This is a genomic window from Limosilactobacillus avistercoris, assembly GCF_014836425.1.
Classification (GTDB): domain Bacteria; phylum Bacillota; class Bacilli; order Lactobacillales; family Lactobacillaceae; genus Limosilactobacillus; species Limosilactobacillus agrestimuris.
In genome coordinates this window covers 1-13,245 of record NZ_JACSQW010000021.1, presented here as the reverse complement: position 1 = coordinate 13,245, position 13,245 = coordinate 1, and the positions used below count along the sequence as shown (strand labels likewise).

General features: G+C 42.0%; 10 protein-coding genes. All 10 read left to right on the top strand.

The genetic code is table 11. The annotated features are described in order from the left end of the window. Nucleotides 1–156 precede the first annotated feature (156 nt). The 10 genes from mfd (at nt 157) to lysS (ending at nt 13,084) form a co-directional block, all read left to right on the top strand. On the top strand, nt 157–3,675 hold the full coding sequence (mfd, locus tag H9564_RS07370) for a transcription-repair coupling factor (RefSeq protein ID WP_191684863.1): 3,519 nt from the start codon (nt 157–159) through the stop codon (nt 3,673–3,675). 15 nt (nt 3,676–3,690) lie between these two features. Further along, nucleotides 3,691–3,957, top strand: coding sequence for an RNA-binding S4 domain-containing protein (locus tag H9564_RS07365; RefSeq protein ID WP_191684862.1), 267 nt, complete (start codon nt 3,691–3,693; stop codon nt 3,955–3,957). 116 nt (nt 3,958–4,073) lie between these two features. Continuing rightward, nucleotides 4,074–4,430, top strand: a complete 357-nt coding sequence (locus tag H9564_RS07360) for an FtsB family cell division protein (protein ID WP_191684861.1) — start codon at nt 4,074–4,076, stop codon at nt 4,428–4,430. 151 nt (nt 4,431–4,581) lie between these two features. After that, nucleotides 4,582–5,076, top strand: a complete 495-nt coding sequence (locus tag H9564_RS07355; protein ID WP_191684860.1) for a S1 domain-containing RNA-binding protein — start codon at nt 4,582–4,584, stop codon at nt 5,074–5,076. A gap of 1 nt (nt 5,077) precedes the next feature. After that, nucleotides 5,078–6,466: a tRNA lysidine(34) synthetase TilS gene (gene tilS / locus H9564_RS07350; RefSeq protein WP_191684859.1), complete on the top strand. Its 1,389-nt coding sequence runs from the start codon at nt 5,078–5,080 to the stop codon at nt 6,464–6,466. Further along, a complete protein-coding gene (hpt, locus tag H9564_RS07345) occupies nt 6,463–7,005 on the top strand; it encodes a hypoxanthine phosphoribosyltransferase (RefSeq protein ID WP_191684858.1) in 543 nt (180 codons plus the stop codon). Before tilS ends, hpt begins: the two co-directional genes overlap by 4 nt. Nucleotides 7,006–7,285: 280 nt before the next feature. Further along, a complete protein-coding gene (ftsH, locus tag H9564_RS07340) occupies nt 7,286–9,433 on the top strand; it encodes an ATP-dependent zinc metalloprotease FtsH (RefSeq protein WP_191684857.1) in 2,148 nt (715 codons plus the stop codon). 88 nt (nt 9,434–9,521) lie between these two features. Beyond that, nucleotides 9,522–10,433, top strand: a complete 912-nt coding sequence (gene hslO / locus H9564_RS07335) for an Hsp33 family molecular chaperone HslO (RefSeq protein WP_191684856.1) — start codon at nt 9,522–9,524, stop codon at nt 10,431–10,433. 97 nt (nt 10,434–10,530) lie between these two features. Then, the gene (gene dusB / locus H9564_RS07330; RefSeq protein WP_191684855.1) at nt 10,531–11,541 is read left to right on the top strand and encodes a tRNA dihydrouridine synthase DusB; all 1,011 of its coding nucleotides are present in this window, start codon (nt 10,531–10,533) and stop codon (nt 11,539–11,541) included. 19 nt (nt 11,542–11,560) lie between these two features. After that, nucleotides 11,561–13,084 (top strand): lysine--tRNA ligase, encoded by a 1,524-nt coding sequence (lysS, locus tag H9564_RS07325; protein WP_191684854.1) that lies wholly within the window; start codon nt 11,561–11,563, stop codon nt 13,082–13,084. Nucleotides 13,085–13,245 lie beyond the last annotated feature (161 nt).

The following is a 13,245-nucleotide window of genomic DNA, read 5'->3' as shown; positions in this document are numbered from 1 at the left end:
TTGACCATGTTGCAATAGATAGAGCTTGCGGTCGGGGTGAGCACGTTTCAGCCATGTTGCAGTAGAAATTGAAAAACCGCAGCAAAGCAAGCCTATTCAGTTGATCGAATATAGAATTGAATACAACCATAAAAAAAGCAGAAAGGAGGAATCCAGTTGGAATTAACTGACTTTTGTACGCGGACAAAGGAATTCAAACAAGTTGCTACAGCGATTGAACAACATCACCGTCAACTAATTACTGGAATTTCCGGTTCAGCACGAACTTTATTATTGGCAGCGTTAAAAAGAAAACTTGGCCAGCCACAATTAGTGATTACCGATAGTCTTTTCCATATGCAGGAATTAGCTGCTGATTTGGAAAATTTATTACCTGAAGAAGAGGTCTACCAATTTCCGGTAGAGGAAGTCCTTGCTGCCGAAGTAGCAACAAGTTCACCAAATTATCGATTGCAGCGGGTCCAAGCTCTGGACGCATTGATTAATAAAAAACCAGCAATTATCCTTGCTTCAACTGCTGGATTGCGACGAAATATTGTCTCTCCTGAGTTATTTGACCAAGCTCGGTTGACTCTCAAAGTTGGTGGGGAGATTGATCCTGAAACAGCAGCGGAACAATTGAGTTCAATGGGGTATCAGCGACAAAAAATGGTTCTCCGACCAGGTGACTTTGCTGTCCGGGGCTCGATTATTGATATTTATGCCTTAAACACTGATGATCCAGTGCGGGTTGACCTTTTTGATACTGAAATTGACTCTTTAAGATATTTTGATGCCAGTACGCAACGAAGTATCAAAAACGTGAAGGAAGTCGAAATTCTTCCGGCAACTGACTTTATCCTTCCGGCTACTGAATTTTCACGGGTGGAAAAAGAATTAACCAAGCAGTATCACCAACTAAAAGAACAGGTAGATGGTGAAGATGAACAAGAGCAACTTGCAAACTGGTTTGAACCATTATTAACAGCCTTAAAGCAACACCAGTTAACTAACGAATTGTTGGTCTTTACTGATCTGATTTATTCACAAAAGCATTCTTTGCTGGATTACCTTTCTGTCGATGGTGTGGTTCATTTTGATGATTGGACGCGAATTAAGCAGACTGCCAAAGAGATTAGTGAGGAGGAGTTAGGATGGCTAGAAGATAAGGCTAAACACCAACAACTTCTCCAGGCGACAAGTCTTGGTCATGATGTTAGTCAACTCATGAGCCAGGATGAACATGCTCAAGATTTCTGGGCACTTTTCCGTAAAGGGATGGGCCAATTACGGTTTAAGGTAATGACTGACCTGGGAAGTCGGACAATGCAACGGTTCTTCGGCCAAATGCCCCTGCTAAAAACAGAAATGCAACGGTGGATCGATCAAGGACAAACCGTTATTTTAATGGCAAGCAGTAAGGAGCGTCGCGACCAGATTGCACGAACAATGGATGATTTTGGTATTAAGGTCACCACAACCGAATTGAACCAACTTCAGCAAAATATTGTTCAATTGGTCCCCACTAACCTAGCAAACGGCTTTGAAATTCCTCAGATGGGATTAGTAGTGATTACTGAAGGGGAAATGTTTAAGCAGGTAAAGAAGCGCCGGATCCGTCCGCAAAAGTTAGCTAATGCCGAGCGGATTAAGAACTACTTAGATCTCAAGCCAGGAGATTATGTTGTCCATGTTAATCACGGGATCGGGATCTTTAGCGGGATTCGGACGATGGAAGTCGATGGCGTGCATCAAGACTACATGGTGATTAACTACCGAAACAATGCGCAGATTTTTGTTCCGGTTACCCAATTAAACTTGGTTCAAAAGTACGTTTCGGCTGAATCAAAGACGCCACATATTAACAAGCTTGGTGGTAATGAATGGGCTAAAACGAAGCGTCGGGTTGCCTCTAAGGTTGAAGATATCGCTGATGAGTTAGTTGATCTTTATGCTAAGCGGGAAACCGAAAAGGGTTATGCTTTTCCTAAGGATGACTATTTGCAAAAACAGTTTGATGCTAACTTCCCTTATTCTGAAACTCGGGATCAGCTCCGGAGTATTACTGAAATTAAGGAAGACATGGAGAAACCTAAACCAATGGATCGCCTACTAGTAGGTGATGTTGGTTACGGGAAAACAGAAGTAGCCTTGCGAGCAATCTTTAAGGCCGTTACTGGTGGTAAGCAAGTGGCCTTTCTTGTACCGACTACTGTTTTAGCTCAGCAACATTACGACACAATGAAGAAGCGTTTTGAAGGCTTTCCAATTGAAATTGCCCTGATGTCCCGGTTCAAGACGCGAAAGGAACTTAAAAAGACCGAAAAGGGATTGGCTGATGGTTCAATAGATGTTGTTGTTGGAACTCACCGGATCCTTTCAAAGGATGTTCATTTCAAGGATCTCGGCTTGTTAATTGTTGATGAGGAACAACGCTTTGGAGTTAAGCATAAGGAAAAACTGAAACAAATGAAGAATAATGTCGATGTGTTGACCTTGACTGCTACACCAATTCCCCGAACGCTCCATATGTCAATGCTAGGAGTTCGGGATCTTTCTGTTCTCGAAACACCACCTGCTGGTCGTTATCCAATTCAAACCTACGTGATGGAACAAAATGCAGGAGCAATCCGTGATGGGATCCTTAGGGAAATGCAACGTAGTGGACAAGTTTACTATCTTCATAACCGGGTAATGGATATTGAAGAGACTGTTGCCCGTCTTCAACAATTGGTTCCTGAAGCACGGATAGGCTATATAGATGGCCAAATGAGTGAAAATGAACTTGAATCGGTTCTCTACGAATTTATTCAGGGCGGCTATGATGTTTTGGTAACAACCTCGATTATCGAAACTGGGGTTGATATTCCTAACGTAAATACTTTATTTGTTGAAAATGCTGACCGGATGGGATTAGCTCAGTTGTATCAAATTCGGGGACGGATCGGCCGGAGTAACCGGGTTGCCTATGCTTACTTTATGTACCAACCCAATAAGGTCCTAACTGAACTCGGTGAAAAGCGTCTAGCAGCAATTCGCGATTTTACTGAATTAGGATCTGGCTTTAAGATTGCAATGCGTGACCTATCTATCCGGGGTGCTGGTAATCTTTTAGGAAAACAACAGCACGGCTTTATTGATTCAGTTGGTTATGATCTCTATTCTTCAATGTTGAGTGATGCAGTTGCCAAAAAGCATGGAAAGAAGCAGGTGGATAAATCAGATGCTGAGGTTGAACTTGGTGTCGAAGCTTACTTGCCTGATGATTACATTAATGACCAACAACAGAAGATCGAGTTATATAAGACGATTCGAACAGCAGCCAATGACGATGAGCTTCTTGATATTCAGGGTGACTTGATTGATCGGTTTGGAGATTATCCGAAGGCAGTTGGGAACCTTCTCTTAATTAGTCAATTGAAGCTCCATGCTGACTTGGCAATGATTGCTAGTATTAAGCGGCAACGGGACCAAATTATGATTACCTTTACGGAAAAAGGGAGTCGGAATATTACAGCGCCGCAAATCATTAAGGAATTAGCGCAGACAAAGTTCAAGGCAACAATCGGTGAGGAAGATCATCAACTAAGTGTTCGTTTAGTGATTCAACCAAAGATGACGGTTGATGATTGGCTTCACCAGCTCCTGAAATTCATTACTGCATTAAGTGATTTAAAGCAAGAACAGAAAAAATAGAAAGAAGAGGATGACATGCGATTAGATAAATTTCTCAAAGTATCAAGAATTATTAAGCGACGTTCGGTGGCAAAGGAGATTGCTGATCAAGGAAGAATCCTAATTAATGATCGGCCAGCTAAGTCTTCAAGCCAAGTTGTTGCAGGGGATACGTTAACGATTAAGTTTGGTAATAAAACTGAAACTGTTAAGGTTAATCAGATCGTTGAAACAACCAAGAAAAGCGAAGCAGAAAATATGTATAAAATTATTGATGAAACCTATGCAGAAAATTTTGATTAGGGTTATTAATGAACAAATATTAATAAAACATTTAATAATTTCGATTGTTTATAGACAATCCTCCTCGAAGGCTGTTATACTTAACCTGTGATAAGTCAAATTAGGGGGCAACAAAAATGAAGAGTCATTCTGGCAAAGTTTCACAAATTAATACGCCTTATGCTAGACAGATGACTGTTAATCAACAGGTGGTGCGACGAACACGTATTAAGCGTTGTAAACTGATCCTGCTCTTCTTTACTGTTGTCTTCTTAATTCTTGGATTACAAATTATTCAAAGTAAGCGATCTTTAACAAAGATTAATGCTAGTATTCGTACTTCAAAGACCCAATTAGCCCGCCAAAAGGAAATTGGGAAGGACCTTAAACAAGAGAAAAAGCAGCTACATAATCCCGATTATCTGCAACAAATAATTCGCTCAAAGTATAATTATACGAAGAAGGGCGAGACAGTTTATAATTTAGATAATTAGTAACGAAAAAACAGGAACAGGGTCATGGTTAACTTGTTCCTGTTTTTTTCTTACATATTAATGTTTTTGTCACCTTTTCTGGTTTGAAGTATGTTATACTCAACGTACATTTATCACAAATATTGTGGCTTGAGGAGGATCAATTAATTTCATGTCAGTTGAAGTTGGAGCAAAGGTTTCAGGTAAGGTTTCAGGAATTACTAATTTTGGGGCCTTTGTTGATTTGGATGATAACCAAACTGGTTTAGTACACATTAGTCAAATTTCAAATAATTATGTAAAGGACATTCATGATGTGTTGTCAGTCGGTGATACGGTAACGGTTAAGGTTACTAAGGTTGGCGATGATGGGAAGATTGCTCTTTCAATGAAAGATGCTGAAGAGCGTCATCATGATGAAGGACGCGGTGAACACCATCGCAACAATTTCCATCATGAACATCGTGAACGACGGAATAATAATTTTGATCGGCAAAATCAGCATGGTTACCATGGCGGATTCAACTCAGGTCATCACCAATCACGGCGTCATGAAAACTTCGATGAGATGTTAGCTGGTTACTTAAAGGAAAGTGAATCACGGCTTTCAACATTGAAACGTCAGACTGACGGTAAACGTGGCGGTCGTGGTGGTCGTCGGAGTTAAGATGAATTTAAACAATAAATTTAAGCGACACCTACAACAGGGTCGCTTTTTTGATAAGAATAAAAGAGTGGTTGTGGCTGTTTCAACAGGAGTCGACTCAATGGCGTTGCTATCCCTATTGCAACGGCTCCCCGAAACGTTACGACCACAGATAGTTGTCGCCCACGTAAACCACCAGCTAAGAAAGCAAAGTAAGGAAGAAGAACAGTTCATTCGTCACTATTGTAGTGAGCACAATCTTCAATTGGTTGTTCACCAGTGGCCAGTGGCAGAACACCCAACGACAGGGATCGAAGAGGCAGCACGAAAGATGCGCTATCACTTTTTTGCGCGGGTAATGGAACAAGAACAAGCGTCAATTTTAATTACTGCCCACCATAAGAATGATTTAGCTGAAACAATGTTGATGAAGCTAACGCGGGGCGGCCAGCTACCCCAGTTGATCGGGATCGAAGAACAACGGGCTTTTGCTAACGGAAAGCTTGTCCGGCCCTTGCTTGCCTTTTCCAAACAACAATTACGTGAATACGCGATTAGTAATCATCTGAAATGGTATGAGGATGAAACTAACCAGGAACTAACGGTTAGCCGAAATCGTTTCCGCCACCGGGTCATTCCACTATTGGAAGCAGAAAACCCGAACCTTCTTGAATCATTGAGCAGTTATCACGAGCAATTAGAGTTAGCGGTTGAACTTGAAGACCAGTTTGCGAAGGAACAATTAGAAAAGATTGCGGATGAAAATGGTCACCTTAATTTAAGACAGTTATTACAGTTTCCATTAGCAAAGGAACGATTAATTTTGGTGAAGTGGTTAGAGTGGTCTAAGGTGACTAATTTGAAGCAGGGCTTTATTGAACAGCTGCTTGCGGATATTAATAATCGTCATTTACCTCAATTTAGTCGTCAAATTGCCTCCAATTTAGTCTTATTTAAGAACTATTCCGAACTATTTTTGAAAAATGTTAATCAATTACCACAAAAAGCTCAAACTTCCATAAATTCTGTGGTAAAATTGGGCCGTTGGTATTCAATTGGGAACGATTATCAAATTGCAGTCGCAACAACCAAGAGTTTTTTTGGTAAAACAGCTGATTACCAAGAGATGTGGTTGGCGCCTGAGCAATTGCCGTTAAGAATTCGTCGGTGGCAAGATCAAGATCGACTACCGTTAAAAAATGGTGGTCATCAAAGGGTTAGTCGTGTTCTAATTGATCAGAAAGTACCGTTATTAGAGCGTAATCAGCAGCTAGTGATTGCTGATGCTAAGAATAATATTATGTGGGCCGTTGGGCGGAAGTGGGGTTGGTTTACCCGACCTGACGATTACCTTGACCAATGGCAACGGCTAGTTATTGGCATACGTGATTTGAAGAGGAGAAAAGAATGAATAACGATATTGAACGAGTATTGTACAGTGAAGAAGAAATTAACCGCCGGATGGATGAACTTGCAAAGCAGTTAACCGCTGAATATAAAGAACAGCGACCATTGATTATTTCTGTAATGACCGGGGCTGTTTTGTTTACTGTTGATATGATTAAGCGGATGGACATTATGGCCAAGCTTGATTTTATCGACGTTTCTAGTTATTACGGTGGGACCTCTTCAACTGGTGAGGTAAAGCTGGTTCAAGATTTGAAGTCAGATATCCGTGGACGCTCAATTCTAATTATGGAAGATATCGTTGATACTGGTCATACTTTAAAGTTCTTAATTGACCTCTTAAAAGAACGTGGTGCAAAGAGTGTTAAGGTTTGTACCCTATTAGATAAGCCTGAAGGACGGCAAGTTGAAGTAAAGGCTGATTATGTCGGCTTTAACGTTCCAAACGAGTTCTTAGTTGGCTATGGGCTGGATTACAAGGGTTACTACCGGAACCTTCCTTATGTTGGGATTTTAAAGCCAGCCGTTTATGAGAAGGACTAATTAAATGAAATCGATTATTTTCAAGACTTCAGAGTTCAGGTTTCCGGGCTTTGAAGCCTTTTTGAATTGAATTAAATGATTAAATAAGTTTAGCTTATAATCTGTCTTTTTTAATTATTGGTAAATCAGTGGAAAAATTAATCTAAAAAATGTAGAGTTGGGCATTGTTGGGTGGTGTCTATTAGGTGTGATAATTGACTGGTCAATATTTGTCAATTATGCTATGATAGTCACTACAATTGTAACCACAATATTGTTGCTGGTAGAATAGGAGGTTGTTATGAATAACAATCGGAGAAACAATAATTTTACTCATAACGTTCTCTTCTACGCAGTGATTTTCTTATGTATTATGGGGATTGCTTACTTCTTCTTTGGTGGAAGCCAAAGTAATGGTCAAAGTAAGAATGTCTCACAAACAGAGTTTATCTCTGAATTGAAGAGTAACAAGGTTAAGAGTTTTCAACTACAGCCAAATGGTGGAGTTTACAAGATTACAGGTACCTATCGTAAGCCGCAATCTGCTAATAATAATTCTGCTAATAGTTTTGGCTTTACCACGCAACGTAACAGCAAAGTCAACCACTTCCAAAGTTCTGTATTGCAAAGTGATGTAACCGTTAGTCAATTACAAAAGTATGCTGACCGGGAAAACGTTAAAATCAGTACACGAGCAGAGGAATCTAACAGTGTTTGGATGAACTTGCTGTTGACTGTCTTACCATTAATCATCATGATATTCTTCTTCTACATGATGATGGGCCAAGCTGGTCAAGGTGGCGGCGGTCGTGGAGTAATGAGTTTTGGGAAGACAAAGGCAAAGCCTGCCGATGCCAAGAAAAACAAAGTTCGTTTCTCTGACGTTGCTGGTGAAGAGGAAGAAAAACAAGAACTGGTTGAAGTTGTTGAATTCTTGAAGAATCCAAAGAAGTTCACCCGTCTTGGTGCAAAGATCCCATCTGGTGTTCTTTTGGAGGGACCTCCGGGTACTGGTAAGACCTTACTTGCTAAGGCCGTTGCCGGTGAATCTGGAGTGCCATTCTTCTCAATTTCAGGTTCTGACTTCGTTGAAATGTTTGTTGGTGTTGGTGCTAGTCGTGTTCGTGACTTATTCGAACAAGCTAAGAAGGCCGCTCCAGCAATCATCTTCATCGATGAAATTGATGCCGTTGGTCGTCGGCGTGGTGCCGGAATGGGCGGTGGCCACGATGAACGTGAACAGACATTGAACCAATTACTGGTTGAAATGGACGGGTTCCAAGGTGATGAAGGGGTCATTGTTATGGCCGCTACTAACCGTTCTGATGTTCTGGATCCGGCCTTGCTTCGTCCAGGTCGTTTTGACCGGAAGATCTTAGTTGGTCGTCCAGATGTTAAGGGACGTGAAGCCATCCTTCGTGTTCACGCTAAGAACAAGCCATTGGCAGATAATGTTGATTTGAAGGAAATTGCTAAGCAAACCCCAGGATTTGTTGGGGCAGACTTGGCAAACTTACTGAATGAAGCGGCCTTATTAGCAGCACGGCGAAACAAGACACAAATTGACGAAGCCGATCTTGATGAAGCTGAAGACCGGGTAATCGCTGGTCCAGCTAAGCACGATCGAGTTGAATCAAAGCAAGAACGACGAACAGTTGCATATCACGAAGCTGGGCATACGATTGTTGGTCTTGTCTTGAATGATGCACGTGTCGTTCATAAGGTTACGATTGTCCCTCGTGGTCGTGCCGGTGGTTATGCAATTATGCTGCCACGGGAAGATCAAATGTTGATGTCCAAGAAGAATGCTGAAGAGCAGATTGCCGGATTAATGGGTGGTCGTGCGGCTGAAGAGTTAATCTTTAAGTCCCAATCTTCAGGTGCTTCGAATGACTTCGAACAGGCAACCCAAATTGCTCGGGCAATGGTTACCCAGTACGGGATGAGTGACAAGATTGGTCCTGTTGAACTGCAAAGTTCAGGTCAAGTATTTACTGGTCAAGGTTATGACCAATCACCTTACTCTGAAAAGACTGCAGCCTTGGTTGATGAAGAAGTACGGCGGATCCTTCGTGAAGGTCATGAACGGGCCCTCCACATTATTGAGACTCACCGTGAACAACATAAGATCATTGCTGAAGCCTTACTGAGGTATGAAACGCTTGATGAGAAGCAAATTCTTAGCCTTTACAAGACTGGGAAGCTGCCTGATAAGGATATCGCTGCTGCTGATGAAGAAGCTCGTGCACAAACCTTTGAAGAATCCAAGCGTGCTTTGGAACGGTTAGAAGACGAAAAGCATGAACAACTTAAGGCAAGTAGTTCTGCTAGTGATGAAAATGAAGAATCGGCTGCTGATACTCCAGCTAGTGACGCTACTGATGCTCCAACTTCCGCTAGCGATGCCAGTCATGATCATTCCGATGATTTAGACGAACAGGATAAATAATCAGATTGAAAAACAGGAGGAATAAGCCAAAGGTTGGTCATATTCCACCTGTTTTTTGTATCATATAAGTATGAAAGGATGACAAAAAATGAAATCAACAGATTACCTTGTAAAGAGTATGAGTAAAGACGGTAAGTTTCGAGCATATGCTGTTAACGCAACCCAATTAGTAGAAAAGGCTCACGAAATTCATGATACTTGGAGTGCTTCTTCCGCGGCTCTTGGGCGGACATTAATTGGAACCCTCTTGTTAGCTACGGCGAGTCTTCAAGGTGAAGCAGGGATGACCGTAAAAATTCAAGGTGACGGTCCGGTTGGCTTTATTGTTGCGGACGGAACAGCTCAAGGAACGGTTAAAGGGTACATGGGGAACAACCATATTAGTCTACCTGCAAATGATAAGGGAAAGATTGATGTTTCTGGGGCCGTTGGGAAGCACGGAACCCTTTCTGTTACCAAGATGGCACCAGGAGACAAGACCCCATACACTGGTCAGGTTAACCTGGTTTCTGGTGAATTAGGTGATGACTTTACTTACTACCTTGCCCAATCTGAACAAATTCCATCAGCAGTAGGGCTTTCTGTATTCGTAAATCCCGATGAATCAATTGAGGTTGCCGGTGGCTTTATGATTCAGGTCCTTCCTGGTGCCAGCGATGAAGAAATCAGTAAACTAGAAAAGACATTAAAGAATTTACCACTAGTTTCAGAAATGCTTCGTGATGGTGATACACCAGAAGATATTCTGAAACGAATCTTTGGTGATCAATTGAAGATCCTTGACCGGATGCCAGTCGCATACCGTTGTGATTGTAGTAAGGAACGGTTTGCCAACGCTTTGGCAAGTATTGCTAAAAAGGATCTTGAAAAGATGATTAATGAAGATCACCACGCTGAAGCAGTTTGCCAATTCTGTGGTAAGAAATATGAATTCAATGAACAAGAATTGAAAGATATTTATGCCAAGATGGATTCAAAAGACGCCAAAGAAGACAATTAATTTGGTTAAAGATTAATGATGTGCTATCATAATTTGGTTATTGAACAAAGAATTTAGCCAGTGCAGTTCACATTAATTTTAATAATGAGGTGAAAAAATGAAGTGGCATATTGGAGATGTCGAAATTGCCAACCAAGTAGTTGTTGCGCCAATGGCCGGAGTTACTAACTCTGCTTTCCGAGTAATTAGTAAGGAATTTGGTGCAGGGTACGTTGTCTGTGAAATGATCTCTGATCGGGGAATTATGTACCGCAACAAGAAGACATTGAACATGATGGATGTTGACCCAAGTGAACACCCAATGGGAATTCAAATTTTTGGTGGAACTAAGGAAACGTTAGTCCAAGCTGCAAAGTACGTTGATGAGCATACTGCAGCTGATGTGATTGATATTAATATGGGATGCCCGGTAAATAAGGTTGTTAAGACGGATGCTGGTGCCCGGTGGCTACTTGATCCGAACAAGGTTTACGAAATGGTTTCCTATGTTACCGATGCTGTGAAAAAACCAGTAACGGTAAAAATGCGGACTGGTTGGGACGATAAGCATATTTATGCGGTAGAAAATGCCATGGCTGCTGAACGAGCTGGGGCGGCTGCAATTGCAATGCACGGCCGAACCCGAAAACAGATGTATACGGGACACGCTGATTGGAATATACTAAAAGAAGTGGCAGATCATCTATCAATTCCATTTATGGCCAATGGTGATGTGCGGACTCCAGAAGATGCTAAACGAATCCTGGAGGAAACTGGAGCAACTGCTGTGATGATTGGTCGTGCAGCCCTTGGGAACCCATGGATGCTCAAGCGGACCGAACACTACCTTGCAACTGGAGAACTACTTCCAGAAGCGACCCCCGAACAAAAGATTAAGATGGCTAAAGAACACCTTAACCGGTTGATTGATTTGAAGGGTGAATATGTCGGTGTTCGCGAATTCCGTGGTCTTTCTACATACTACTTGAAGGGGATTCCGCGTTCCGCACGGACTAAGGCTGCTTTGGTAGAGGCAGAAACTCGCCAAGAAATGAATGATATTTTTGATCGGTTTGCTGAACAAACAGCTGAGCGTGAATTAAAAAAGGCGCAAAGACAGCACGCTTAATATGAGGAGGAGAAAGTAAGTGTCACAAGAATTAGATCAAATGCGCGTTCGTCGCGAAAAGATGAATGAACTTAAAGAAGCCGGAATTGAACCGTTTGGTCGCCGCTTCAAACGTGATCACCTTGCACAAGATCTACATGATAAGTATGACCAATACAGCAAGGAAGAATTAAACGAAAAGGGCGAAAAGGTTATTATCGCTGGTCGGATGACTCGTAAGCGGAGCAGTGGTAAAGCCGGCTTTGCAGATTTTGTTGACCGTACCGGTAAGATCCAAGTATATGCTCGAAAAGACATGGTAGGGGATGAACCATACCACATCTTTAAGCGCGCTGATATTGGTGACTTCCTTGGAATTGAAGGGGATGTGATTAAGACTGATACCGGTGAATTAACCGTTCGTGCGCACAAGATCACCTTCTTATCAAAGGCTCTTCGTCCATTGCCAAACAAGTGGGAAGGGGTTACTGATCCAGAGACGATCTATCGTCAGCGTTACCTTGATTTGATTTCCAATCCAGAAAGCTTCAAGCGGTTCCACCAACGGACAGCGATCATCAAGGCTGTTCGTCGTTACATGGATGAACACGGCTTTACTGAAGTGGAAACACCAATCTTGAATACCCAAGCTGGAGGTGCCAATGCACGGCCATTCATCACTCACCACAATGCCTTGGATATTGACATGTACTTGCGGATCGCTACCGAATTGTACCTCAAACGGTTAATTGTCGGTGGCTTTGAACGGGTATATGAACTTGGTCGGATCTTTCGGAACGAGGGGATGGATCCACACCATAACCCTGAATTTACGACAATGGAAACTTACGCTGCTTACTTTGACTTTCGTGATGTTATGGATGAGACTGAAGGAATCGTTAAGGCGGCTGCAAAGGTTGTTTCTGATGATGGTAAGGTTAACTACCAAGGGCACGAAATTGACCTTGGTGGGGAATTTAAGCGGATCACAATGGTAGATGCCGTTAAGGAAAAGACTGGCATTAACTTCAGCGATCAATCAATGACTGATGATGACGCCAAGAAGTTGGCTGATGAACACAAGGTTGAATACAAGCCTTACTGGACAAAGGGTCATATTTTAAACGCCTTCTTTGAAGAGTTCGTTGAAGATACCTTGATCCAACCGACATTCGTTTACGAATACCCTGTTGAAGTTTCTCCACTAGCAAAACGGAACAAGGAAAACCCAGAGATGACCGACCGGTTCGAATTGTACGTTGCTGGTAGCGAATTAGCGAATGCCTTTAGTGAATTGAATGACCCAATTGACCAAAAGAAACGTTTCGAGATGCAAGCAAAGGAAAAGGCTAATGGTAACGACGAAGCGGAACCAGTAGACTTAGACTATGTTGAAGCTCTTGAATACGGGATGCCTCCTACAGGTGGTCTTGGAATCGGAATTGACCGTTTAGTAATGCTCTTGACCGATGCTAAGTCTGTTCGTGACGTTATCCTCTTCCCAACAATGCGTCCAGAAAAGAAAAAGCAAGACGGTTCAAAGAAAAAGAATAAGAAGAAGTAAACTAATCTGAAATAAGATAAGCCACATCTCTCGGTTCTTCGTCAAGAAGTACTGATAAACAAAATTGAATAAATTTCAATCAAGCAGCTCGTGCCTTTGAGGAGGTATGAGCTGTTTGTTTATTTTGCCAATTAATTGCGAAATAGGAAGTCGAGAAAGCT